General features: G+C 59.9%; 25 protein-coding genes. 11 read left to right on the plus strand and 14 right to left on the minus strand.

Features of this window, described 5'->3' with window-relative positions:
- Window positions 1–63 precede the first annotated feature (63 nt).
- The 3 genes from HNQ83_RS14045 (at window position 64) to cysN (ending at window position 3897) form a co-directional block, all read left to right on the plus strand.
- On the plus strand, window positions 64–822 hold the full coding sequence (locus HNQ83_RS14045; protein ID WP_175389514.1) for a Nif3-like dinuclear metal center hexameric protein: 759 nt from the start codon (window positions 64–66) through the stop codon (window positions 820–822).
- A gap of 249 nt (window positions 823–1071) precedes the next feature.
- Window positions 1072–1989, plus strand: coding sequence for a sulfate adenylyltransferase subunit CysD (cysD, locus tag HNQ83_RS14050; RefSeq protein ID WP_150769422.1), 918 nt, complete (start codon window positions 1072–1074; stop codon window positions 1987–1989).
- A gap of 9 nt (window positions 1990–1998) precedes the next feature.
- Entirely contained in the window at window positions 1999–3897 is a 1899-nt protein-coding gene (gene cysN, locus HNQ83_RS14055) for a sulfate adenylyltransferase subunit CysN (RefSeq protein WP_175389515.1), read from the plus strand.
- A 164-nt stretch (window positions 3898–4061) separates the two neighbouring features.
- Here the strand turns inward: cysN and HNQ83_RS14060 are convergent, their stop codons facing one another.
- From HNQ83_RS14060 to HNQ83_RS14070, 3 genes are read right to left on the minus strand one after another with little or no spacing between them, the layout of a single operon-like run.
- Window positions 4062–4964 carry an acyltransferase gene (locus tag HNQ83_RS14060; protein ID WP_175389516.1) on the minus strand — a complete coding sequence of 301 codons (903 nt, stop codon included), beginning with the start codon at window positions 4962–4964 and terminating at the stop codon, window positions 4062–4064.
- Window positions 4965–7064, minus strand: a complete 2100-nt coding sequence (gene pta / locus HNQ83_RS14065; protein WP_175389517.1) for a phosphate acetyltransferase — start codon at window positions 7062–7064, stop codon at window positions 4965–4967.
- 60 nt (window positions 7065–7124) lie between these two features.
- A complete protein-coding gene (locus HNQ83_RS14070; protein ID WP_175389518.1) occupies window positions 7125–7451 on the minus strand; it encodes a DUF3565 domain-containing protein in 327 nt (108 codons plus the stop codon).
- Here HNQ83_RS14070 and HNQ83_RS14075 point away from each other — a divergent pair.
- The 3 genes from HNQ83_RS14075 (at window position 7420) to HNQ83_RS14085 (ending at window position 9862) form a co-directional block, all read left to right on the plus strand.
- Entirely contained in the window at window positions 7420–7905 is a 486-nt protein-coding gene (locus HNQ83_RS14075; RefSeq protein ID WP_175389519.1) for a peptidylprolyl isomerase, read from the plus strand. The genes HNQ83_RS14070 and HNQ83_RS14075 overlap by 32 nt on opposite strands.
- 123 nt (window positions 7906–8028) lie before the next feature.
- Window positions 8029–8511: a glutathione peroxidase gene (locus HNQ83_RS14080; RefSeq protein WP_175389520.1), complete on the plus strand. Its 483-nt coding sequence runs from the start codon at window positions 8029–8031 to the stop codon at window positions 8509–8511.
- A 247-nt stretch (window positions 8512–8758) separates the two neighbouring features.
- On the plus strand, window positions 8759–9862 hold the full coding sequence (locus HNQ83_RS14085) for an NADH:flavin oxidoreductase (RefSeq protein ID WP_175389521.1): 1104 nt from the start codon (window positions 8759–8761) through the stop codon (window positions 9860–9862).
- Between the two features lie 106 nt (window positions 9863–9968).
- On the opposite strand, the gene HNQ83_RS14090 is transcribed toward HNQ83_RS14085, so the two are convergent.
- The gene (locus HNQ83_RS14090; RefSeq protein ID WP_175389522.1) at window positions 9969–11177 is read right to left on the minus strand and encodes a glycosyltransferase family 1 protein; all 1209 of its coding nucleotides are present in this window, start codon (window positions 11175–11177) and stop codon (window positions 9969–9971) included.
- 40 nt (window positions 11178–11217) lie between these two features.
- Window positions 11218–11970 carry a sulfate transporter CysZ gene (gene cysZ / locus HNQ83_RS14095; RefSeq protein ID WP_175389523.1) on the minus strand — a complete coding sequence of 251 codons (753 nt, stop codon included), beginning with the start codon at window positions 11968–11970 and terminating at the stop codon, window positions 11218–11220.
- Window positions 11971–12285: 315 nt separating this feature from the next.
- Between cysZ and trxB the strand changes: the two genes are divergently transcribed.
- Window positions 12286–13242 (plus strand): thioredoxin-disulfide reductase, encoded by a 957-nt coding sequence (gene trxB, locus HNQ83_RS14100; protein ID WP_175389524.1) that lies wholly within the window; start codon window positions 12286–12288, stop codon window positions 13240–13242.
- 177 nt (window positions 13243–13419) lie between these two features.
- On the opposite strand, the gene HNQ83_RS14105 is transcribed toward trxB, so the two are convergent.
- The 7 genes from HNQ83_RS14105 to HNQ83_RS14135 all read right to left on the minus strand — a co-directional run bounded on the left by HNQ83_RS14105 (window position 13420) and on the right by HNQ83_RS14135 (window position 18048).
- The gene (locus tag HNQ83_RS14105) at window positions 13420–14670 is read right to left on the minus strand and encodes an aspartate aminotransferase family protein (protein WP_175389525.1); all 1251 of its coding nucleotides are present in this window, start codon (window positions 14668–14670) and stop codon (window positions 13420–13422) included.
- A 242-nt stretch (window positions 14671–14912) separates the two neighbouring features.
- A complete protein-coding gene (locus HNQ83_RS14110) occupies window positions 14913–15251 on the minus strand; it encodes a HopJ type III effector protein (protein ID WP_175389526.1) in 339 nt (112 codons plus the stop codon).
- A complete protein-coding gene (locus HNQ83_RS14115; protein WP_116580982.1) occupies window positions 15244–15540 on the minus strand; it encodes a DUF1244 domain-containing protein in 297 nt (98 codons plus the stop codon). Before HNQ83_RS14115 ends, HNQ83_RS14110 begins: the two co-directional genes overlap by 8 nt.
- A gap of 84 nt (window positions 15541–15624) precedes the next feature.
- Window positions 15625–15996: a dihydroneopterin triphosphate 2'-epimerase gene (gene folX, locus HNQ83_RS14120; RefSeq protein WP_008054404.1), complete on the minus strand. Its 372-nt coding sequence runs from the start codon at window positions 15994–15996 to the stop codon at window positions 15625–15627.
- Between the two features lie 2 nt (window positions 15997–15998).
- Window positions 15999–16574 (minus strand): GTP cyclohydrolase I FolE, encoded by a 576-nt coding sequence (gene folE, locus HNQ83_RS14125; RefSeq protein ID WP_175389527.1) that lies wholly within the window; start codon window positions 16572–16574, stop codon window positions 15999–16001.
- 20 nt (window positions 16575–16594) lie between these two features.
- Window positions 16595–17305, minus strand: a complete 711-nt coding sequence (folM, locus tag HNQ83_RS14130; protein ID WP_175389528.1) for a dihydromonapterin reductase — start codon at window positions 17303–17305, stop codon at window positions 16595–16597.
- Window positions 17306–17478: 173 nt separating this feature from the next.
- The gene (locus HNQ83_RS14135; protein ID WP_175389581.1) at window positions 17479–18048 is read right to left on the minus strand and encodes an antibiotic biosynthesis monooxygenase; all 570 of its coding nucleotides are present in this window, start codon (window positions 18046–18048) and stop codon (window positions 17479–17481) included.
- A 220-nt stretch (window positions 18049–18268) separates the two neighbouring features.
- Here HNQ83_RS14135 and HNQ83_RS14140 point away from each other — a divergent pair, with 220 nt between their 5' ends.
- Entirely contained in the window at window positions 18269–19228 is a 960-nt protein-coding gene (locus tag HNQ83_RS14140) for a MerR family transcriptional regulator (protein WP_175389529.1), read from the plus strand.
- 2 nt (window positions 19229–19230) lie between these two features.
- On the opposite strand, the gene HNQ83_RS14145 is transcribed toward HNQ83_RS14140, so the two are convergent.
- Both HNQ83_RS14145 and HNQ83_RS14150 read right to left on the minus strand, forming a co-directional pair.
- Window positions 19231–19836 carry a hypothetical protein gene (locus HNQ83_RS14145; RefSeq protein ID WP_175389530.1) on the minus strand — a complete coding sequence of 202 codons (606 nt, stop codon included), beginning with the start codon at window positions 19834–19836 and terminating at the stop codon, window positions 19231–19233.
- Between the two features lie 54 nt (window positions 19837–19890).
- The gene (locus HNQ83_RS14150; RefSeq protein WP_175389531.1) at window positions 19891–20367 is read right to left on the minus strand and encodes a PAS domain-containing protein; all 477 of its coding nucleotides are present in this window, start codon (window positions 20365–20367) and stop codon (window positions 19891–19893) included.
- 131 nt (window positions 20368–20498) lie between these two features.
- Between HNQ83_RS14150 and HNQ83_RS14155 the strand changes: the two genes are divergently transcribed.
- The 3 genes from HNQ83_RS14155 to HNQ83_RS14165 all read left to right on the plus strand — a co-directional run bounded on the left by HNQ83_RS14155 (window position 20499) and on the right by HNQ83_RS14165 (window position 22864).
- Window positions 20499–20954 (plus strand): flavodoxin, encoded by a 456-nt coding sequence (locus tag HNQ83_RS14155; protein WP_175389532.1) that lies wholly within the window; start codon window positions 20499–20501, stop codon window positions 20952–20954.
- Between the two features lie 228 nt (window positions 20955–21182).
- Window positions 21183–21965, plus strand: coding sequence for a class II aldolase/adducin family protein (locus HNQ83_RS14160; RefSeq protein ID WP_175389533.1), 783 nt, complete (start codon window positions 21183–21185; stop codon window positions 21963–21965).
- A complete protein-coding gene (locus tag HNQ83_RS14165) occupies window positions 21965–22864 on the plus strand; it encodes an alpha/beta fold hydrolase (protein WP_175389534.1) in 900 nt (299 codons plus the stop codon). Before HNQ83_RS14160 ends, HNQ83_RS14165 begins: the two co-directional genes overlap by 1 nt.
- The last annotated feature ends 66 nt before the right edge of the window (window positions 22865–22930 follow it).

Raw genomic sequence — 22930 nt, forward strand, 5'->3', positions numbered from 1 at the left:
TCATAATGTCGCGCATTATACGAGGCCGCACGCGCCTCTGAACGGGATATTTAGGAGTCTTTTATGGCCGTCGCCCTGAGCACACTCGTCGAAGAAGCCGACCGTTACCTCAACAGTGCAAGAATTGCCGACTACTGCCCCAACGGCCTGCAAGTCGAGGGCCGGCCGCAAGTGATGCGCATCGTCAGTGGTGTCACGGCCAGTCAGGCCCTGCTCGATGCGGCGGTAGAAGCCAATGCCGATCTGGTACTGGTGCATCACGGCTACTTCTGGAAAGGCGAAAACCCCTGCATCACCGGCATGAAGCAACGCCGCCTGAAAACGCTGCTCAAGCATGACATCAGCCTGTTGTCCTACCACCTGCCGCTGGACCTGCACCCGGACGTCGGCAACAACGTGCAGCTTGCCCGGCAGTTGGACATCATCGTCGAAGGCCCGCTCGATCCCGACAACCTGAAAATCGTCGGTCTGGTCGGCTCCCTGAATGAACCGATGACACCACGGGATTTCGCCCGTCGCGTGCAGGAGGTCATGGGGCGCGAGCCATTGCTGGTCGAGGGTAGCGCGATGATTCGCCGCGTCGGCTGGTGTACGGGCGGCGGCCAGGGTTACATCGATCAAGCGGTACTGGCCGGTGTCGATCTGTACCTCAGCGGCGAAGCGTCCGAGCAAACCTTCCACAGCGCCCGGGAAAACGACATCAGTTTCATCGCTGCCGGTCACCACGCCACCGAGCGCTATGGCGTGCAGGCGCTGGGGGATTACCTGGCGCGACGGTTTGCCCTTGAGCACATCTTCATCGATTGCCCGAATCCGATTTGAATCACCCCCAACCACTGTGGGAGCGAGCCTGCTCGCGAAGACGTCCTGTCAGGCGACATCAATAGGACTGACCCGCCGCTTTCGCGAGCAGGCTCGCTCCCACAGGGATCTGGGCAGGCCAAACAGGCAGGCATATTCATATACCCTTTCGATCTAGCTGGCGTCCTGATTAGAAGAGGTCGCTGTGCTAGGATTCCCCGCTCGAACACGGCCCGCTGGCCGTTCATAAGAAAGATTTCGTGAGTAGCCATGGTCGACAAACTGACGCATCTGAAACAGCTGGAGGCGGAAAGCATCCACATCATCCGCGAGGTGGCCGCCGAGTTCGATAACCCGGTGATGCTGTACTCCATCGGTAAAGACTCCGCCGTGATGCTGCACCTGGCACGCAAGGCCTTCTTCCCCGGCAAGCTGCCGTTTCCGGTGATGCACGTCGACACCCAGTGGAAATTCCAGGAGATGTACAAGTTCCGCGATAAGATGGTCGCCGAACTGGGCCTCGACCTGATCACCCACGTGAATCCTGAAGGTGTGGCGCAAGGCATCAACCCGTTCACCCACGGCAGTGCCAAGCACACCGACATCATGAAGACCGAAGGCCTGAAGCAGGCACTGGACAAGCATGGTTTCGATGCCGCCTTCGGTGGTGCCCGTCGCGACGAAGAGAAATCCCGCGCCAAGGAGCGCGTGTACTCGTTCCGCGACAGCAAGCACCGCTGGGATCCGAAAAACCAGCGTCCCGAGCTGTGGAACGTCTACAACGGCAAGGTCAACAAGGGCGAATCCATCCGCGTATTCCCATTGTCGAACTGGACCGAGCTGGACATCTGGCAGTACATCTACCTCGAAGGCATCCCGATCGTGCCGCTGTACTTCGCCGCCGAGCGTGAAGTCATCGAGAAGAACGGCACCCTGATCATGATCGACGACGAGCGCATCCTCGAACACCTGAGCGATGAAGACAAAGCCCGCATCGTCAAAAAGAAAGTGCGTTTCCGTACCCTTGGCTGCTACCCGTTGACGGGCGCGGTGGAGTCCGAGGCCGAAAGCCTCACGGACATCATTCAGGAAATGCTCCTGACGCGAACTTCCGAGCGCCAGGGCCGTGTCATCGACCACGATGGCGCAGGCTCGATGGAAGACAAAAAACGTCAAGGTTATTTCTAAGGGGCTGTCATGTCGCATCAATCTGATTTGATCAGCGAGGACATCCTCGCCTACCTGGGCCAGCACGAACGTAAAGAACTGCTGCGCTTCCTGACCTGCGGTAACGTCGACGACGGCAAGAGCACCCTGATCGGGCGCCTGCTGCACGACTCCAAGATGATCTACGAAGATCACCTGGAAGCGATCACCCGCGACTCGAAAAAAGTCGGCACCACCGGCGAAGACATCGACCTGGCATTGCTGGTCGACGGCTTGCAGGCCGAGCGTGAGCAAGGCATCACCATCGATGTCGCCTACCGCTATTTCTCCACCGCCAAGCGCAAATTCATCATCGCCGACACCCCCGGCCATGAGCAGTACACCCGCAACATGGCCACCGGTGCCTCCACCTGTGACCTGGCGATCATCCTGGTCGACGCCCGCTACGGCGTGCAGACCCAGACCCGTCGCCACAGCTTCATCGCCTCGTTGCTGGGCATCAAGCACATCGTCGTCGCCATCAACAAGATGGACTTGAAGGACTTCGATCAGGGCGTGTTCGAGTCGATCAAGGCCGACTACCTGAAGTTCGCCGAAGGCTTGAAGATGAAGCCGACCAGCATGCACTTCGTGCCGATGTCGGCGCTGAAGGGCGACAACGTGGTGAACAAGTCCGAGCGCTCGCCGTGGTACACCGGCCAGTCGCTGATGGAAATTCTCGAGACCGTGGAAGTAGCGGGCGACCGCAACTTCACCGACCTGCGTTTCCCGGTGCAGTACGTCAACCGTCCGAACCTGAATTTCCGTGGTTTCGCCGGCACCCTGGCCAGCGGCATCGTCAAGAAGGGCGACGAAGTCGTGGTGTTGCCGTCGGGCAAGAGCAGCCGCGTGAAATCCATTGTCACCTTCGAAGGTGAACTGGAACACGCCGGTCCAGGTCAAGCAGTCACGCTGACCATGGAAGACGAAATCGACATCTCCCGTGGCGACCTGCTGGTTCACGCCGACAACGTGCCGCCGGTGACCGACAGCTTCGAAGCGATGCTGGTGTGGATGGCTGAAGAGCCGATGCTGCCGGGCAAGAAATACGACATCAAGCGCGCCACCAGTTACGTGCCGGGCTCCATCGCCAGCATCGTCAACAAGGTCGACGTGAACACCCTGGAAGAAGGTCCGGCCAGCGCGTTGCAACTGAACGAAATCGGCAAGGTCAAGATCGCGCTCGACGCGCCGATTGCCCTCGACGGTTACGACAGCAACCGCACCACCGGCGCGTTCATCATCATCGATCGCCTGACCAATGGCACCGTCGGCGCCGGCATGATTGTCGCTCAGCCACTGGCGCATGGCAGCAGCACGCACCACGGCAAACTGGCCCATGTCGCCACCGAAGAACGCGCACAGCGCTTCGGCCAGCAACCGGCCACCGTGTTGTTCAGCGGTTTGTCGGGCGCGGGCAAAAGCACCCTCGCTTACGCGGTTGAGCGCAAGCTGTTCGACCTGGGTCGTGCAGTGTTTGTGCTCGATGGTCAGAACCTGCGTCACGACCTGAACAAAGGTCTGCCACAGGATCGCGCCGGGCGTACCGAGAACTGGCGTCGTGCCGCTCACGTGGCGCGTCAGTTCAACGAAGCCGGCCTGCTGACCCTGGCGGCGTTCGTTGCACCGAGTGCCGAAGGTCGTGAACAGGCTCGGGAACTGATCGGCAAGGAGCGTCTGCTGACGGTCTACGTCCAGGCTTCGCCAACGGTCTGTGCCGAGCGTGATCCGCAAGGCCTGTACGCAGCGGCCGGGGATAACATCCCGGGCGAATCCTTCCCGTACGACGTGCCGCTGGATGCCGACCTGGTGATCGACACCCAGTCCGTGTCGCTGGAAGAAGGCGTCAAGCAAGTGCTGGAACTGCTGCGTAAACGCGGCGCGATCTAAGCGTTAGCCGCTAAAAAGAAACCCGCCGATGAATGATCATCGGCGGGTTTTTTGTTTCTGGTGGGGCCCCTTCGCGAGCAGGCTCGCTCCCACAAGGTCAGCGTTCACCGAAGATCAACTGTGGGAGCGAGCCTGCTCGCGAAGAGGCCGGAACGCTCACCGAATTACTTCGCTGGATACTCCCGGTGCATCTGCCCCAACAACGCATCCTTGTCCTGCCACAACTGGTTGATCCAGCCCTGGAACTGCAAGCGGTACTCACCATCCTGATCGTAGTTCTTGCCGATGAACTGCGGCGGAATGTTCAGTTCCTGAAAATGCACCACCACATCCTTCACGTTCCCACACAGCAAGTCCCAGAAACCGGGGCGCCCGGCCGGGTAGTGGATGGTCACGTTGACGATCGATTCCAGTTGTTCACCCATCGCATCCAACACAAACGCAATGCCACCGGCCTTGGGCTTGAGCAGGTATTTGAACGGTGACTGCTGCTGGGCATGCTTGCCTTCGGTGAAGCGCGTGCCTTCGACGAAGTTGAAGATGCCGACCGGGTTGTTGCGAAACTTCGCGCAGGTCTTGCGCGTTGTTTCCAGGTCCTTGCCTTTCTTCTCCGGGTGCTTTTCCAGATAGGCCTTGGAGTAGCGCTTCATGAACGGAAAGCCCAATGCCCACCACGCCAGGCCGATGACCGGGACCCAGATCAACTCTTGCTTGAGGAAGAACTTCAGCGGCTGGATGCGTCGATTGAGTACGTACTGCAGCACCAGAATGTCGACCCAGCTCTGGTGATTGCTGGTGATCAGGTACGAGTGCTGATAATCGAGGCCTTGCAGGCCGCTGACGTGCCAGCGCGTGCGACGGACCAGGTTCATCCAGCCCTTGTTGAGACTGATCCAGGCTTCATGGGTATGGCTCATCAGCCAGCGCGCGACACGCTGGGTGAGGGCGAACGGCAACACCTTGAACAGCGCCACACAAAACAGAAACGAGCAGAGCAGAATCGTATTCAGCGCCAACAACAACGCGGCGATCACACCGCGCACGGGTGCAGGTAGAAAATCCGGCATTTAAACATCCATAGGTCGGTTGGCAGCCTGGATCGCGGTCAACGCGATGGTGTAGACGATGTCATCGACTTGCGCGCCGCGCGGCAGGTCGTTCACCGGTTTGCGCAGGCCTTGCAGCATTGGCCCGAGGCTGACGCAATCGGCACTGCGCTGCACCGCTTTGTGGGTGGTGTTGCCGGTGTTGAGGTCGGGGAACACGAACACAGTGGCGCGACCGGCCACCTGACTGTTCGGCGCCAGTTGCCGGGCCACGGTTTCGTTGGCGGCGGCGTCGTACTGCAACGGGCCGTCGATCAACAGCGAACTTTGCTGTTCATGGGCGAGCAGTGTCGCCTCACGTACCTTTTCGACTTCCTCGCCGCTGGCCGATTCACCGCTGGAATAGCTGATCATCGCCACCCGCGGGGTGATGCCGAACGCCGCTGCCGAGTCGGCGCTTTGCAGGGCGATTTCGGCCAGTTCGCTGGCGCTCGGGTGCGGGTTCATCACGCAGTCGCCGTAGACCAGCACTTCTTCGGGAAACAGCATGAAGAACACCGACGACACCAGGGTGCAGCCCGGCGCCGTCTTGATCAGTTGCAGGGCTGGGCGAATGGTGTTGGCGGTGGAGTGGATGACGCCCGACACGAGGCCGTCGACTTCATCCAGCGCCAGCATCATGGTGCCGATCACCACCGTGTCTTCCAGTTGCTGCTCGGCCATCGGTGCGTTGAGGCTTTTGGTCTTGCGCAGCGCAACCATCGGCTCGACGTAGCGCTCGCGGATCAGGTCCGGGTCGAGGATTTCCAGCCCCGGCGGAAGCTCGATGCCCTGGGCGCGAGCCACGGCTTCGACGTCGGCGGGTTTGGCCAGCAACACGCAGCGGGCGATGCCACGGGCCTGGCAGATCGCGGCGGCTTGCACGGTCAACGGCTCGCTGCCTTCAGGCAGGACGATACGTTTGTTGGCGTTCTGGGCGCGCTGGATCAACTGATAGCGGAACACCGCCGGCGACAGGCGCATCTCCCGTGGTGTGCCGCAGCGCTGGTGCAGCCAGTTGGCGTCCAGATGGCTGGCGACGAAATCGGTGATGATCTCCGCACGCTCGCGGTCGTCGATCGGGATTTCTTTGTTCAGGCCGTTCAACTGGTTGGCGGTGTCGTAGGAACCGGTGCTCACCGACAGTACCGGCAGGCCGGCCTGCAAGGCGCCCCGGCAGAGGTCCATGATGCGTGGGTCGGGCAGGGTGTCGCTGGTCAGCAACAGACCGGCCAGCGGCACGCCGTTGATGGCTGCGAGACTGACGGCGAGGATGATGTCGTCGCGATCGCCGGGGGTCACCACCAGCACGCCGGGCTTGAGCAGCTCCACGGTGTTGCGCATGGTGCGCGCGCAAATGATGATGTTGGTCATGCGCCGGGTTTCATAGTCGCCGGCATTGAGCACCTGCGCGCCCATCAGGTCGGCCACGTCGCGAGTGCGCGGGGCATTCAGTTCCGGTCGGAACGGAATGCAGCCCAGCAGACGGAAATCGCCACTGCGCAAAAGCGGTGAATGTTCCTTCAGGCGCGCGGCAAAGGCCTCCATGCTTTCATCTGTCTTGACCTTGTTAAGGATCACGCCGAGGACTTTCGGGTCTTTCGGGCCGCCAAACAGCTGCGCCTGCAATTCCACGCGACCGGACAACTCGGTCAGCACTTCGTTTTCCGGCGCCGACACCAGGATCACCTCGGCATCGAGACTCTTGGCCAGATGCAGATTGACCCGCGCGGCATAGCTGGCACTGCGGGTCGGCACCATGCCTTCCACGACCAGTACGTCCTTGCCGATGGCGGCTTGCTGGTAGAGGGTGATGATTTCTTCGAGCAGCTCATCGAGCTGGCCGTCACCGAGCATGCGTTCGACATGGGCCAGGCCCAGCGGCTGCGGTGGTTTCAGGCCATGGGTGCGGGCTACCAGCTCGGTGGAACGCTCAGGGCCCGTGTCACCGGGATGCGGCTGGGCAATCGGCTTGAAAAAGCCGACTTTCAGGCCGGCGCGCTCAAGGGTACGCACCAGCCCGAGGCTGATGGAGGTCAGGCCCACGCCAAAATCGGTGGGTGCGATAAAAAAAGTTTGCATGCGGATTCTCTAAGGGAGCATGGCAATGGCGATCATCTATAACTGACGATCTGCCGAAATTCAGTCGCCAAGGTTATCGCTAACCATGCCTTGTGCGCACCAACCGCAATCAAAGGGCTGGCCTATTTTTTCCTGGCGCCGGGCAGGATCCATGACCCAGGCCCGGGATTGCCACGGCGGCTGGTGGCGCAGGTGCTGGGTATGGCCGCAGGAAAGCTCGGCCACCCAGTGGCCGTCTTCGTCCTGATGGAAGCCTGTGAGCGTCACGTCCCGTCTGTCCGGGTTGTGTTCGCTTTCGGGCGATTGCTTCGCTAAACTGCGTCTTTCATCATTCTTATGCAAAAGGTCTCGCCCCATGCTGATCGCCGCCAATAAGGCTGTCTCCATCGACTATACCCTGACCAACGACGCTGGTGAGGTCATCGACAGCTCCGCCGGCGGCGCGCCGCTGGTCTACCTGCAAGGCGCAGGCAACATCATCCCGGGCCTGGAAAAGGCTCTGGAAGGCAAGGCCGTCGGTGACGAGCTGAACGTTTCCGTAGAACCTGAAGATGCCTACGGCGAATACGCTGCCGAACTGGTCAGCACCCTGAGCCGCAGCATGTTCGAAGGCGTCGACGAGCTGGAAGTGGGCATGCAGTTCCACGCTTCCGCTCCGGACGGCCAGATGCAGATCGTGACCATCCGTGATCTGGACGGCGACGACGTCACCGTTGACGGCAACCACCCGTTGGCCGGTCAGCGCCTGAACTTCCAGGTCAAGATCGTTGCTATCCGTGATGCCAGCCAGGAAGAAATCGCTCATGGTCACGTCCATGGCGAAGGTGGCCATCACCACTGATTTTCTGCGCTAAGCTCAGATGACTGGAGAGGCGCCCCGAGGGCGCCTTTTTAGTCTGCGGCTGTCCCAGGTGACACCGACAAGTGGTTGTTTCGAGAAAAACACGGGAATCTGGAGTACGTCATGAGTGCTTTTCACGACCTTAATTTGACAGCCCTGAATGGTCAGGCGCTACCTTTGGCACCTTTCAAGGGGCACGTCGTGCTGGTGGTCAACGTCGCCTCCAAATGTGGCTTGACCCCGCAGTACGCGGCTCTGGAAAACCTCTACCAGCAATACAAGGGTAAGGGTTTCAGCGTGCTGGGCCTGCCGTGCAATCAATTTGCCGGACAGGAACCGGGTTCCGAGCAAGAGATCCAGGAGTTTTGCAGCCTCAACTATGGCGTGACCTTTCCGTTGTCCAGCAAGCTGGAAGTCAACGGTCATGAACGGCATCAGCTGTACAAACTGCTGGCGGGCGAGGGCGCCGAATTCCCCGGTGACATTACCTGGAACTTCGAGAAGTTCCTGCTGGGTAAGGATGGACGTGTGCTGGCGCGCTTCTCGCCGCGTACTGCTCCGGATGATCCAAGCGTCGTTCAGGCGATTGAAAAAGCCCTGAGCTGACATCCCGCTTTATCTGCATCGACATCTGTACCTGTAGGAGCGAGCCTGCTCGCGATGAACGCAAACACGCCGCGGGGCATCAGATACCCCGCGTTTTCGTTGACGACCATCGCGAGCAGGCTCGCTCCTACAGGAAACAGTGCTCTGCACCTTCTGACCCTTAATCACCCAAATCAATAGTACTGTTCGGCGCGTGCGAACCTCCATATTATCGCCGTCATAAAGTCTATTCCCGTGGAGCGTCCCCATGCCCGTCAAAGCCCTGTTCAAACCGTTCCACCTCGGCACCCTTGAACTGCCGACCCGTGTCGTCATGGCACCGATGACTCGCTCGTTTTCGCCAGGTGGCGTACCGAATTCCAAAGTGATCGAATACTACCGTCGTCGCGCAGCGGCCGGCGTTGGTCTGATCATTACCGAAGGCACCACCGTGGGTCACAAGGCTTCCAACGGCTACCCGAACGTGCCGAATTTCTACGGCGAAGCAGCGCTGGCTGGCTGGAAAAAAGTGGTCGATGCGGTACACGCCGAAGGCGGCAAAATCGTTCCGCAGTTGTGGCACGTCGGCAGTGTGCGTCGTATTGGCACCGAGCCGGACGCCAGCGTGCCGGGTTACGGTCCGTCGGAAAAAGTGAAGGATGGCAATGTCGTGGTTCACGGCATGACCAAGCAAGATATTCAAGACGTGATCGCCGCGTTCGCCCAAGCGGCCAAGGATGCGCAGAGCATCGGTATGGACGGTGTGGAAATCCACGGCGCCCACGGCTATCTGATCGACCAGTTCTTCTGGGAAGGCAGTAACCAGCGCACCGACGAATACGGCGGCAGCCTGGCCAACCGTTCGCGTTTCGCCATCGAGCTGATTCAGGCCGTGCGTGCGGCGGTCGGTGAAGGCTTCCCGATTATCTTCCGCTTCTCCCAGTGGAAGCAGCAGGATTACACCGCACGCCTGGTGCAAACCCCGGAAGCGCTGGGTGAGTTTCTCAAGCCGTTGTCCGACGCTGGCGTGGATATTTTCCACTGCTCGACGCGCCGTTTCTGGGAACCGGAGTTCGACGGTTCCGAACTGAACCTGGCCGGCTGGACCCGCCAGCTCACCGGCAAACCGACCATTACCGTGGGCAGCGTCGGCCTGGATGGCGAGTTCCTGCAGTTCATGGTCAACACTGACAAGGTTGCACAACCGGCCAGCCTGGAAAAACTGTTGGAGCGGTTGAACAACGATGAGTTCGACCTGGTGGCGGTTGGCCGTGCGCTGCTGGTGGACCCGGACTGGGCGCAGAAGGTGCGTGATGGTCGTGAGGAAGACATCCTGCCGTTCAGCCGCGAGGCGTTGATGACGCTGGTTTAAGCAGCGTCCGGAAGAATGCTTTCGCGAGCAGGCTCGCTCCCACAGGATTTGTGTTCAACGCAGATCCACTGTGGGAGCGAGCCTGCTCGCGAAGACTGATTCAAGATTACGAAGATTTTGGCAAAGTCGCTGCATTCGGTACCACCTGCTCCCCCACACAAGCCCCCCGCAACTGCCCTTCGAACTGCTCGATAATCGCCGCCCAACCCTGCCTGCTGGCATGCTGACGCGCATTGAGCCGCATGCACCGCAAGGTTTCACGCTCTTCGAGCAACCACGCCGCCGCGTCGCAGAACGCGTCCTCGTCACCCGGCATCGCCAACACACCGTTGTAGCCATGACGAATATGCTGCGCCGCTGCAGCCTGATCGTAAGCCACCACCCCCAGCCCGGAAGCCAGTGCCTCAAGCACCACATTACCGAAGGTTTCAGTCAGGCTCGGAAACAGAAACACATCCCCCGACGCATAGTGACTGGCCAGGGCTTCACCCCGTTGGGTTCCGCAGAAGATCGCTTCGGGCATTTCGCGTTCCATGAGCGGACGCTGCGGACCGTCGCCCACCACGATCAGCTTCAGGTTGCGCTGTGGATAAGTCGCCTTCAGCGTGTCGAAACAGCGCTTGAGCAATCCCGGATTCTTCTCCGCGGCCAAACGTCCTACATGAATCACAGCAATGTCGTTCTCGCCTAGCCCCCAATGTTCACGCAACGCGTTCAAGCGTTTGGCCGGGTGAAACAACTGGCTGTCGACACCGCGGGACAGCAGCGCCAGGCGCTCGAAATGCCGCCGCTCCAGCTCCATTCGCTGGCTGACGCTGGGTACCAGGGTCAAGGTCGAACGATTGTGGAACCAGCGCAGGTAGTGGGTCAGCAGTCGCGTCAACAGGCCGAGCCCGTACTGGCTGGAATACTGCTGGAAGTTGGTGTGAAAGCCACTGACCACTGAAATACCCAGGCGCCGGGCAGCGCGCAATGCCGACAACCCGAGCGGCCCCTCGGTTGCGATGTAAAGCACGTCAGGGCGATGGCGTTTCCAGCGTCTGAGCAACTTGTGCATCGACGACTGCCCCCATTGCAACCCGGGATAGCCCGGTAGCGGCCACCCTCGGCATAGCAGCAACGCATCGTCGCTGCCCGTCGACTGATCGCAACCCTGACGAGGTCGCACCAGTTCCACCTGATGCCCGCGCGCGCGCAAACCGTCGCAAAGGCGACCAAGGGTGTTGGCCACGCCGTTGATTTCGGGAGGGAAGGTTTCGGTGATCAGGGTGATATGCAGAGCTGTCGTCATGACCTCAGTGTCGGCTGAGGCCATGTCGGCGTTGTGACGTTCAGATGATGGATTTGTGACCGGATCAGCGCTGGGCCACCAGATTCTCGGCCCCACGCTCGCGGACCCAGAACAAAGTCGCCCCGGCCACAGCGGCCGGCATCATCAGGATGTTGACCACCGGAATCAGCAGCACCAGATAGACGCTGCCGCCGAAACTCATGCTCTGCCAGCGTTTTTCGCGCAGCCAGGCGAGCATCTCGTTCCAGCCCAGCTTGTGGTTGTCCGCCGGGTAGTCGATGTACTGGATCGCCATCATCCACACCCCGAACAGCAGCCACAGCGGCGCGGCGATGATGTTCACCACGGGGATGAACGAGAGGATGAACAGGCCGATCGCGCGGGGCAGGAAGTAACCGAGCTTGCGCAGTTCCCGGGCGAAGGTCCGCGGAATCATCGCGATCAGCTCGCCCCAGCTGAAGGCCGGAAAATCGTCGGTACCGCGCACCACCACTTCGACCTTTTCCGCCAGAAAGCCGTTGAACGGCGCGGCGATGACGTTGGCGAGCATGGTGAAGGTAAAAAACACCATCAACACCACCAGCACCACGAACAGCGGCCACAGGACATAACTGAGGAAACTCAACCAGTCAGGCAGGGATGGCATCAGCGTATCGACCCACAGGCTGAATTGATGGCCGGCCAGATAGATCAATCCGACGAACAGCACCAGGTTGATTGCCAGCGGCAACAACACAAACAAGCGCAGGCTTGGGCTCAAGACCAGCTTGAGGCCTTCGCGCAGGTATTGCGGGCCGGACAGGACAGGGGCGGGCATAACGGGCTCCGAGCAGAGGGAAAACGCGCCGACCTTACCGGCTTTGCTTGACGTGCGAAAGCGCGGCAGCGGTATCGACATTAACTGTAACAAAGGCGTCCGAATACTCGCCTCGAGGGCATAGAGACCACCTATGAGCTGGATTGTTAAACCGTATTTCCTTAATCTTCGCCCCCTCGATACGCTGCACCCAATCTTTTTACAGGACTGTCGAGTTCAAGCCTTCCCCAAGTGCTTTCAATGGTCCTTTTTTATTCCCGCCGGCAATCCGGCGTTCCGCGCCAGGTGTTCCGGGCCGGTCAACAGGAGCAGGTCATGTCTGAAGTCCGTCATTCGCGAGTGATTATTCTCGGTTCCGGCCCTGCCGGTTACAGCGCCGCGGTCTATGCCGCCCGTGCCAACCTCAAGCCACTGCTGATCACCGGCATGCAGGCCGGCGGTCAACTGACCACCACCACCGAAGTCGACAACTGGCCGGGCGACGTCCACGGCCTGACCGGCCCGGCGCTGATGGAGCGGATGCGCGAGCACGCCGAGCGCTTTGAGACCGAGATCGTCTTCGATCACATCAATGCGGTGGACTTCGCTTCCAAGCCGTACACCCTGATCGGCGACAGCGCGACCTACACTTGCGACGCCCTGATCATCGCCACCGGCGCCAGCGCCCGTTACCTGGGTCTGCCGTCCGAAGAAGCTTTCATGGGCAAAGGTGTTTCGGCCTGCGCCACCTGTGACGGTTTCTTCTATCGCAACAAGCCGGTTGCAGTGGTTGGCGGCGGCAACACCGCTGTTGAAGAAGCCCTGTACCTGGCCAACATCGCCAGCACCGTGACCCTGATTCACCGTCGCGAAACCTTCCGCGCCGAGAAGATCCTGATCGACAAGCTCAATGCTCGCGTGGCTGAAGGCAAGATCATCCTGAAGCTGAACGCCACCCTGGATGAAGTCCTGGGCGACAACATGGGCGTGACCGGTGCCCGCCTGAAGAACAACGACGGCAGCTTCGACGAAGTGAAAGTCGACGGCGTGTTCATCGCCATCGGCCACACCCCGAACACTTCGTTGTTCGAAGGCCAGCTGACGTTGAAAGACGGTTACCTGGTTGTGCACGGCGGCCGTGACGGCAACGCGACGGCTACCAACCTCGAAGGTATCTTCGCGGCGGGCGACGTGGCTGACCACGTCTACCGTCAGGCGATCACCTCCGCTGGCGCCGGTTGCATGGCGGCACTGGATGCCGAGCGTTACCTGGACAACCTGCAGAACGCTTGATTCTGTAGAAACTAAAAAACCGGCTTCGGCCGGTTTTTTTGTGCCCACGATTAATACGATGACCCCTGTGGGAGCGAGCCTGCTCGCGAAGAGGGAATGTCAGTCGACATCAATGCAAGCTGACACACCGCATTCGCGAGCAGGCTCGCTCCCACAGGGACTGTGTGTACTTTGGACTCAGGTCAGTTTTGCCAGGCACGCCTCTAGGATGTCGAGGCCTTCTTCAAGCACAGCCGCCTCAGTCGTCAACGGCGCCAGCAACCGAATGATGTGCCGCGACTTACCACTTGGCATCAGCAACAAACCTGCTTCCCGCGCCAGGGCCAGCAGTTGCGTCAACTGCGCCGGAGCCGGTGTGCCATCGGCCTTGGCCAGTTCAATGCCGCGCATCGCACCCACACCGGTCAGACGTCCGAGGTAGGGTGACAGCTTGCGATCACGCCAGGACTGGTAGCGACTGACAATCGCCTCTTCCTGCTGCGTGCCCCAGGCTTGCAGATGGGTATCGGTCATTTCGTCCAGGGTCGCCAGCGCAGCGGCGCAAGCGATGGGGTTGCCCGAGTAGGTGCCACCCAGTCCGCCCTTGGGCAGGTTGTCGAGCAGCGACTTGCGTCCGACCACCGCTCCCAGCGGCAAGCCGCCGCCGATGCTTTTGCCGAGCAGGATCAGGTCCGGTTCGATGCCCAGACGCGAGAACGCAAAGCGCTGGCCGGTGCGGCCGAAACCGGACTGGATTTCATCGGCGATCAACACAATGCCTTTCTCGTCGCAGAACTTGCGCAGCGTCTGGGCGAACTCGACATCCATGGCCAGAAAGCCTGCCTCGCCTTGCACCGGTTCGACGATAAAACAGGCCACGTCCTCGACGTCGATTTCGACGCTGAACAGACGCTCCATGGCTTTCAGGGCCTCATCGCAGGTCACGCCGTTGTCCTGGCTGGGATACGGCAGGTGATACACCGGTCCCGGCAACACACCCACTTTCTGTTTGTAGGGCGCGACCTTGCCATTGAGATTGAGGGTGGCCAGCGTCCGGCCATGAAAGGCGCCATCGAAGGCGATGACTGCGGTACGGCCGGTGGCGCCACGGACGATTTTCAGCGCATTCTCGGCCGCTTCCGCGCCACTGTTGGTGAGCATGCCGCTGACCGGGTAATCGACCGGGATAAACGCGCTGAGGCGGTCCATCAAGGCGAGGTAGGGCGTATGGGGTGCAGCGTTGAACGCGTAATGGGTCAGCCGGGTGGCTTGCTCGCGAATGGCCTCGACGATGCGCGGATGACAATGGCCGAGGTTCAGTACGCCGATGCCGCCGACGAAGTCGATGTAGCGTTTGCCCTCCGTGTCCCAGACCTCGGCGTTCTTGCCGTGACTGAGGGTGACAGGGTGAACGATGTTGATCGACTGACTGATGGTTTCGCTGCTCATGGATGACCGGCTCGGAAGAAGGAGGACTTCTTTTTATCTAAGCCGTGAGCGGTGCCGGGCGGCAAACGAAATAAAGTCGCCGGGTCAATCTTAAAAGTCGGGACCTGTCGCAGGACACCTGTAGGAGCGAGCTTGCTCGCGATGGTCGTGAACGATAACGCTGGGAGCCTGACACCCCGTGGCGTTCTTCAGTTCATCGCGAGCAAGCTCGCTCCTACAGGTTTAATCCGCAGCGAATTAAATCAGCGGCAGGTCAGCGGTTGCTGGGTGAACTTCACCCCGGCCAGGCCATGGGCCATCAACGCACGGATGTTGCCGTGATCGCTGCCTTCGGGCGTCGCCAGCACCGAGCGGTAATGCTCGCCGAAGGCCAGCAGGGCTTCGTCATCGCTCAGGCCTTCCAGCAGCGCCAGGCCCAGGGTTTTGCAAGAACCTTCGTTCTGCCCGGCCGCATTTTCCACACCGCCATTGTTGAATGCCTGGGGCTGGTAGTCGTAGCCGGCGGCAATGAACGCCAGGGTGTCGGCGAAAGCGTGTTCGCCGCTGTTGAGGCTGGCGCGCAGGGTATTCAAGTCACTCATTGGGTTTTCCTTTGGCGAACGCCGCTTGTTGTTCGGCGCTGGCTTCTTGCTGGTATTGGGCTTTCCACTCGGCGTACGGCATGCCGTAGACCACTTCGCGGGCTTCATCGAGGCTGACGTCGATCTGGCGTTCGTCGGCGGCGGCCTTGTACCACTTGGACAGGCAGTTACGGCAGAAACCCGAGAGGTTCATCAGGTCGATGTTCTGCACATCCTTGCGGCTGTCCAGATGGGCCACCAGCCGGCGAAAGGCGGCGGCTTCAAGCTCAAGGCGTTGTTGATCGTTCATGGGAGGTCTCGGCGAGACAGCTGCAAGCTGCAGGAATGGATTGGGGTGGCGAGCAGTTTACAGCTTGCAGCCGGCTGCTTGTAGCTAGCGGCTCGCTGCCAGCGTAATCGACACCGACTCGGCAAATCGCAGGGCATGGGGCTTGTCGACTTCGACCTCGGCGTACAGCACCGATTCGTTGGCCATGACCAGGTCCAGCAACTCCTGGGTCAGGCGTTCGAGCAGGGCAAAGCGATTGCCCTCGACGTGAGCGATGATCGCCTTGGTGATGGTCCGGTAATTGAGCGCATGATCGATATCGTTGTCGCGCACCGCTTCCTGGGCTGCGTAGAGGATGGTCAGGTTGATCAACACATCCTGCTTGTTGAGGATCTCGTCCTCGTTGATGCCGATGTAGGTGCGCAGGCACAGGTCCTTGACCCGGATGCGTGCCATGCCTGGTTGAAGTTGTGGCATTACTACTTGCTCCGTCCAATCAATTGCAGGAACTCCTGGCGGGTATTACTCGACTCGCGGAAGGCGCCGAGCATCACCGAGGTGTTCATGGTCGAATTCTGCTTCTCGACGCCGCGCATCATCATGCACATATGCTGGGCCTCGATGACTACTGCGACACCGGCCGCACCGGTCACGTGTTGCACCGCCTCGGCGATTTGCCGGGTGAGGTTTTCCTGGATTTGCAGGCGGCGGGCAAACATGTCCACCAGCCGCGCGATCTTCGACAGGCCCAGCACCTTGCCGGTTGGAATATAAGCCACATGCGCCTTGCCGATGAAGGGCAGCATGTGATGTTCGCAGAGCGAATACAGCTCGATGTTGTCGACGATCACCATTTCATCGTTGTCGGAGGCGAACAGCGCACCGTTGACGATCTCTTCGACACTTTGCTCATAGCCGTGACAGAGATACTGCATGGCCTTGGCCGCGCGCAACGGGGTATCGCGCAGGCCTTCGCGGTCGGGGTTTTCCCCGAGGCCGAGGAGGATCTGGCGATAGCTCTCGGACAGGGCATTCTGGGGCAGGGATAGCGTCATGGAAGATCCTCGCGGAGCACTTATTTGATGTGCCTTCCGCCGTTGACGGTCAGGGTCGTGCCAGTGACATACGGGTTGTCGAGCAAATAGCGCAGGCTGTGGTAAATCACTTCGCTGCCGGGTTCGATGCCCAGCGCGGATTTGGCCAGTGCCTTGGCGCGGTAGGCCGCGTCGTCATCAGGATTGAACAGTAGCAGGGCCGGCGCAATTGCGTTGACCTTGATGCCTGGCGCGTACTTCGCGGCGAAGGACAGGGTCAGGCTGTCGAGCCCGGCTTTGCTGGCGCAATAACCGATGTGTTTGCTGCTGCCCCTGCGGGTCACGTCATCGCTGATGTGCACGATATCGGCAGGGCTCGAGCGTTCGAGCAGATCGGCGCAATGCAGGTTGATCAGGTAGGGCGCCAGCATGTGCACATTGAACATGCGGGTGAACGCCGCCGCGTCGGTGTCCGGGGTTTCGGCCAGCCACTCCGAAGCGTTGTGGACAATCGCTCGCAGGCTGTCGACACGGGTTTTCAGTTCGCTGATGAAGGCGAAGATCCCGGCTTCGCTGGAGAAGTCCGCGAACACCGCGGTCGCCCCCAGGTCACGCAGGATTTGCACGCCGGGGCGTTCGGTGCGGTAGCTGAAAACCACGCGGTGGCCGTCCTCGAGCAAGCGCTGCGCACAGTGCAGTCCGACACGCTGGCCGGCACCGGTGATGAGGATGGGGGCTGCGGAGGAAGTCATGAAAGGCTCGCGTCGCGGTGAGAGCAAAACTATACCAGCGACGGCATCGGACTACCTATTGGTGCAGCATTCTCTGTGGGAGCGAGCCTGCTCGCGAAGGCGGTGTGTCAGTCAGCAAAAGTGTCGCATGTGCCGGCCTCTTCGCGAGCAGGCTCGCTCCCACAAGGGGGGTATCAGTGGTTTTGAGTGGAGGGTTCGGCAGGCAATGGCCGCGTTGGCGCGCTATTCAGCCAACCCGCCAACAGCCGGGTCGACAGCGGAATAAACAAATAGACCATCAACGGCGTCAGGCACAGGGTACTGATGAAGACGCGAGGCAGCAGCGACATCTCGGCCAGCAACGGCCCCAATACAAAGTTAAAGAGCAGTGACACCGGGAAAAACGCCAGCCAGATCGCCACCGCTTGCTTCCAGCGTGGCGGGCGTTGGCCGGCCGCGCCGAACCAGCCTTCGATGCCGCTGACCCGATGCTCCGTCGGATGGGCGAACAAATCACTGCCGCGGGCCAGCCACGCCGTGCGCGAGGCGGAATGCTCCCAGGCATGCAGGGTATGTTCGTCGGCAAAGCGAAAAATGATCTGGAATTCGTCATCGTCGGGTGGCGGAGCGAGCACGCCGGAACCGAGATAACCGGGGAAGTCGGTGGCCAGTTGTTCGCCTTCGCGCAACCAGGCGATCAGGTCCTGATAACGCCCATTGGCGACGCGGCGCGCAACCATCAGCGTGACGGGGGAGGTAGACATCATGTATCTCCATAAACAAACGCGTCGCTCCGGGTAGGAGTTTCGCCAGGCGCAGCGCCGGGGTGGTGGGCTGCGTCTCGTGATAAGCAAGGATTATTCCTGAATCTGCCCTGTTGCGCCTGTGGCGTTTATCGATTATTCCGGCATTGAATCTTTACGGAATCTTTACGGGGCAGGAGCGTTAGAATGGATCCCATATTTACATGGATGTTGAAAGCAGATGCCCATACTCACTGACGCTGTAGCTGATGTGTCCCCTGCGCTCTCTCTTGAACGGGAAGAGCTCTTTCCCATTCGCGAGGTGGCGCGGCTGACGGGCGTCAATCCGGTCACGCTACGCGCATGGGAGCGGCGTTATGGGCTGATCGTGCCCACGCGCACCGAAAGCGGGCATCGGCTGTACTCCATGACCGATATTGAGCGTGTGCGCAGCATTCTCGATTGGATCGAGCGTGGTGTGGCGGTCAGTAAAATCGGCAAGATCCTCGCCAAGGCGGCGCCGCTTGAGGCGCTGTCGCACATCATCCCCAGCGACCTTGTTCAGGCCGACTATGCGCAATGGCAGCAGCAGGTCCAGACCGCCGTCAGTGCTTTTGACGATGTTCAACTGGAGCAGGTCTACGGACAGATCTTTTCCACTTACTCCCAGCCCGTCGTATTCCAGGACATCCTTGTCCCGCTCTGGAAGCACTTGCTGCAACGTCAGGAGACCTTCGGCCGAACCAGCGAGTGGCTGTTCCTGGACGGTTTTTTGCGGTCACGGGTTCTGCAGCGCTTGTTGTTGATCCGGGACAAACAACCCCGGCGAGTCATCGTCAGCGCCCTGGCTGGGCAGTGTCGGGAACTTGAATTGCTGATAGCCGCCCTGTTCCTGAGCAGCGGACAAACCGGCGTAAGGGTGTTGACCATCGGCCAGCCGTTCGACGAATTGACGCTGGTCTGCGAAAGAATCAAGCCCCAGGCGCTGGTGCTGTTCTCCAATCACGTACCCACCCCCGAATTGCCACGACGATTGAATCGCCTGGCGATGAGTCTGGATTGTCCGGTGTTGCTGGCCGGCGATGCGTCCGATCTGGCACAGGAAAGCCTCGCCGGGTCATCGATTGGCTGCCTGGGTAACGAAGGCACAGTGATGCGCCAGCGACTGAAACAGTTCCTGGCGGGCAACCTGGATACTTGAAGTCAGAGATGCAGGGCGGGGTGGGTCAACCGGTGCTGTTGCAGAATGTACTGGCGCAGGCGTTCGGTTTCGTCCTTGTCGCTCTGACTCAACTGATACGCGTAGAAGCCGTTGTCGGTTTCTTTCTCGAGTGTGCCGCGCAAGGCGATCCGCTCGTAGCCTGACGGGCTGAACCACAAGGCGAAATGTTTCGGCGCCTTGGTCTTGTTGCGAACTTCCAGCAAAACACCCTTGAACGACACTTCGTGCACCCACATCGTGCCAGGCTGGCCGTTGGCGTTTTCAAGCGCTACCGGTTCGTCGAGCACCAACCGCCATGGTCGAACCAGTGGCCCGTCTTCATAAATGACGGGAACGCCTAGACGCAGATGCAGCGCATGAAACTCGTCTTCCACCAAGTGCAGGGGGAAGGTCATTTGCTGATTTTCGAAGTTGGCTTGGATGGTGACTTGCTCATGAGCGGCAAGGCGCGTGAGCAAGTCACGGATTTGCGAACCACCGTTGACGAGCAGGCTCGACGTCGCATCCCGCACATTGAGTTGCGGGTTGTGTTGCATGGTCTGGATGAAATCCAGCTCATCCTGGGTCAGGAGCGCGTCGCGGTGCATGGCTAACTCAAAAGAAATAGTTACAAAGTCATTGGTGATTGTAGTTAATGACAATTAATTCGCTGATTTGTTTGTGCCGTTCGTCGCCTTGAGCGCGGCCAGTTCGGCCTGGACTTCAGCCAATTGCGCTTCAAGCTGCGCAACCCGCTGTAGGGCCTTGACCTGGACGGTCACGTCTTTCTGCACGCCGATGAAATAAACCTGCCCGTCATTCGGATTTTTCACTGTCGAAAGGGACAGCTCATTCCAGAACGGGGTGCCGTCCTTGCGGTAGTTGCGCAGGATTTCCCGGCAGGCTCCTTCGCTGTTCAAGGCGTCACGAATTTTCGGTAGGGCGTCCTGATCACGGTCCCCGGATTGCAGGAAGCGGCAATCCTGATAGAGGATTTCTTCGCTGGTGTAACCGGTCAGGCGTTCGAATGCAGGGTTGACGTAAATCAGGATCTTGTCTTGATCGCCTTCCTTTTCGGCAATCACGATACCGTCGTTGGAGGCGTTGATGGCCAGCTGCAGCAGTTTTGCGTTGATCATCGATAAAACCCTTCCTTGTTGGTTGTTTAGGGGCCGTTCTCAATTGAGAACGCCTCTTAGGCATTCTAAAAGAACAATCCAGGCCGTGCTGTTAATATCCCGGTCTTTTACTCAGCTTCAGGATCAGATTGATGAAAGTTGCCATCATTTCCGGCTCGGTGTACGGCACGGCTGAAGAAGTCGCCCGGCATGCCGCCAGCATTTTGAAAGCCGCCGGTTTCGAAGCCTGGCACAACCCGCGTGCAACTCTGGCCGATGTGCAGGCCTTTGGGCCCGAAGCTTTTCTGGCGGTGACCTCGACCACCGGCATGGGCGAGCTGCCGGACAATCTCCAGCCTCTGTATTTCTCGATTCGTGACCAGTTGCCCGCTGCCTGGCGCGGCTTGCCGGGCGCCGTGATCGGCCTGGGCGATGCGAGCTATGGCGATACATTCTGTGGCGGTGGCGAGTTGATGCGAGAGTTGTTCGCTGAGTTGGGCATCCGCGAAGTCCTGCCAATGTTGCGCCTGGACGCCAGCGAAAGCGTGACACCGGAAGCGGACGCCGAGCCTTGGCTCGCGGAGCTGGTTGACGCTCTGCGAGGCTGATTGACGCGCCATTCGAGCACCTGCAATGGGTGCTCGTCATCGTTCTGACGGGGCGACTGAGAATACGATTCTCTGGCGGCGGTGGTTTGACATGGATCCAACCTTCCCGGGCCGCTGACTCGTTCGGCCATCAAGCTGGCTGCCAATGCAACTACGCGAACCCGGAGGGCTGACTAGACTCGATAGTCATTGGAAACACTCCATAATAAAAACCAGAGGTTCCTAGCCGTGAGCGTAGCCCCCGTCCAATCGCCCCACAGTGTCAAAGACCTTGTCAGTGCTGCCGAATGGCAGACCCGCGTCGACCTCGCTGCCTGTTATCGCCTGGTGGCTCAGCATGGCTGGGATGATCTGATTTTCACCCACATCTCCGCCAAGGTTCCGGGCACTGAAGACTTCCTGATCAACCCGTTCGGGTTGATGTTTCATGAGATCACCGCGTCGAGCCTGGTCAAGGTCGATCAGGCCGGCAACAAACTGATGGACAGCCCCTACGAGATCAACCCGGCCGGGTACACCATCCATAGTGCCGTGCATGAAGTCCGGCATGATGTGGTCTGCGTACTGCACACTCACACAGCGTCCGGTGTTGCGGTGTCGGCACAGAAACAGGGCGTATTGCCGATCAGCCAGCAGTCGCTGTTCGTGCTGTCCAGCCTGGCGTATCACGCCTACGAAGGTGTTGCGCTTAATCATGAGGAAAAGGCACGACTGCAAGCCGACCTCGGGGAAAACAATTTCCTGATGCTGCACAACCACGGTCTGCTGACCTGCGGCAGCACCATTGCCGACACCTTCCTGATGATGTTCACGTTCCAGCGCGCTTGCGATATCCAGGTCATGGCACAGAACGGTGGTGCGGAACTGATCGCCATCGAGCCGCAGATATTGGCGGGTGCCAAGGCGATGATTGCCGGCGTAACCAAAAGTGCTCAAGGCATGGGCGGAGCGTTGGCCTGGCCAGCGCTACTGCGCAAACTCGATAAACTAGACCCGGGTTATAAACTCTAATGGCACTCGCCGAGATCCCGCTGTGTATCTGGCGCAAGCGCGGCCAGAGCTTCGTATTCCGGGGCCAGACCATCCGTTTCTGGACGGCGGGGCAGGGTGAGCCGCTGCTGCTTATTCATGGCTTTCCGAGCGCCAGTTGGGACTGGCATTACCTGTGGCAGCCGCTGACGCAGCGCTATCGCGTGATCGCCTGCGACATGCTCGGCTTCGGTGACTCGGCGAAACCCGTGAATCATGAATACAGCCTGCTGGAACAGGCCGATCTGCAACAAGCCCTGCTGGAACACCTGAAGGTCGTGGAGCCGGTGCACCTGCTGGCCCACGATTATGGCGACAGCGTGGCCCAGGAGCTGCTGGCCCGGCACTACGAATCGCACATCCATCTCGCCAGCTGTGTGTTTCTCAATGGCGGGTTGTTTCCGGAAACCCATCGCCCAGTCCTGATGCAGAAACTGCTGCTCAGCCCCTTGGGCTGGATGATCGGCCGCGCGTTCAGTCGAGATGGGCTGGTGAAGAGTTTCCGCCAGATCTTCGGCCCGCAAACCCGTCCCACTGAAAGCGAGATGGATGACTTCTGGAGCCTGATCGAAACCAATCGCGGCCCGCGGATCATGCACAAATTGATCACCTACATTCCGGAACGGCGGGTGCAGCGCGAGCGTTGGGTCAGTGCAATGCAGCGCGGCGAAGTGCCGCTGCGGGTGATCGATGGCGAGGTCGATCCAATCTCGGGTGCGCACATGGTGGCGCGTTATCGGGAGCTGATTCCCGATCCGGACGCCGTGTTGTTGAGCGACATTGGTCATTACCCGCAGATCGAAGCACCGTGCCAGGTGCTCAAGCATTACCTGGCGTTTCGTGACCAACTGATATCGCCGCTCAAGATGGCTTGTTCCTGAATCAGAGGACGTCCTGTGCTAAGGGGGGATTTGTGGCGAGGGGATTTATCCCCGTTCGACTGCGTA

This window comes from Pseudomonas sp. C2B4 (genome assembly GCF_013359695.1).
Taxonomy (GTDB): Bacteria; Pseudomonadota; Gammaproteobacteria; order Pseudomonadales; family Pseudomonadaceae; genus Aquipseudomonas.

Coding starts and splice junctions, on each gene's coding strand:
- HNQ83_RS14045 (WP_175389514.1), top strand. CDS start 64: ATGGCCGTCGCCCTGAGCACACTCGTCGAAGAAGCCGACCGTTACCTC.
- cysD (WP_150769422.1), top strand. CDS start 1,072: ATGGTCGACAAACTGACGCATCTGAAACAGCTGGAGGCGGAAAGCATC.
- cysN (WP_175389515.1), top strand. CDS start 1,999: ATGTCGCATCAATCTGATTTGATCAGCGAGGACATCCTCGCCTACCTG.
- HNQ83_RS14060 (WP_175389516.1), bottom strand. CDS start 4,964: ATGCCGGATTTTCTACCTGCACCCGTGCGCGGTGTGATCGCCGCGTTG.
- pta (WP_175389517.1), bottom strand. CDS start 7,064: ATGCAAACTTTTTTTATCGCACCCACCGATTTTGGCGTGGGCCTGACC.
- HNQ83_RS14075 (WP_175389519.1), top strand. CDS start 7,420: ATGCTGATCGCCGCCAATAAGGCTGTCTCCATCGACTATACCCTGACC.
- HNQ83_RS14070 (WP_175389518.1), bottom strand. CDS start 7,451: ATGGAGACAGCCTTATTGGCGGCGATCAGCATGGGGCGAGACCTTTTG.
- HNQ83_RS14080 (WP_175389520.1), top strand. CDS start 8,029: ATGAGTGCTTTTCACGACCTTAATTTGACAGCCCTGAATGGTCAGGCG.
- HNQ83_RS14085 (WP_175389521.1), top strand. CDS start 8,759: ATGCCCGTCAAAGCCCTGTTCAAACCGTTCCACCTCGGCACCCTTGAA.
- HNQ83_RS14090 (WP_175389522.1), bottom strand. CDS start 11,177: ATGGCCTCAGCCGACACTGAGGTCATGACGACAGCTCTGCATATCACC.
- cysZ (WP_175389523.1), bottom strand. CDS start 11,970: ATGCCCGCCCCTGTCCTGTCCGGCCCGCAATACCTGCGCGAAGGCCTC.
- trxB (WP_175389524.1), top strand. CDS start 12,286: ATGTCTGAAGTCCGTCATTCGCGAGTGATTATTCTCGGTTCCGGCCCT.
- HNQ83_RS14105 (WP_175389525.1), bottom strand. CDS start 14,670: ATGAGCAGCGAAACCATCAGTCAGTCGATCAACATCGTTCACCCTGTC.
- HNQ83_RS14110 (WP_175389526.1), bottom strand. CDS start 15,251: ATGAGTGACTTGAATACCCTGCGCGCCAGCCTCAACAGCGGCGAACAC.
- HNQ83_RS14115 (WP_116580982.1), bottom strand. CDS start 15,540: ATGAACGATCAACAACGCCTTGAGCTTGAAGCCGCCGCCTTTCGCCGG.
- folX (WP_008054404.1), bottom strand. CDS start 15,996: ATGCCACAACTTCAACCAGGCATGGCACGCATCCGGGTCAAGGACCTG.
- folE (WP_175389527.1), bottom strand. CDS start 16,574: ATGACGCTATCCCTGCCCCAGAATGCCCTGTCCGAGAGCTATCGCCAG.
- folM (WP_175389528.1), bottom strand. CDS start 17,305: ATGACTTCCTCCGCAGCCCCCATCCTCATCACCGGTGCCGGCCAGCGT.
- HNQ83_RS14135 (WP_175389581.1), bottom strand. CDS start 18,048: ATGTCTACCTCCCCCGTCACGCTGATGGTTGCGCGCCGCGTCGCCAAT.
- HNQ83_RS14140 (WP_175389529.1), top strand. CDS start 18,269: ATGCCCATACTCACTGACGCTGTAGCTGATGTGTCCCCTGCGCTCTCT.
- HNQ83_RS14145 (WP_175389530.1), bottom strand. CDS start 19,836: ATGCACCGCGACGCGCTCCTGACCCAGGATGAGCTGGATTTCATCCAG.
- HNQ83_RS14150 (WP_175389531.1), bottom strand. CDS start 20,367: ATGATCAACGCAAAACTGCTGCAGCTGGCCATCAACGCCTCCAACGAC.
- HNQ83_RS14155 (WP_175389532.1), top strand. CDS start 20,499: ATGAAAGTTGCCATCATTTCCGGCTCGGTGTACGGCACGGCTGAAGAA.
- HNQ83_RS14165 (WP_175389534.1), top strand. CDS start 21,965: ATGGCACTCGCCGAGATCCCGCTGTGTATCTGGCGCAAGCGCGGCCAG.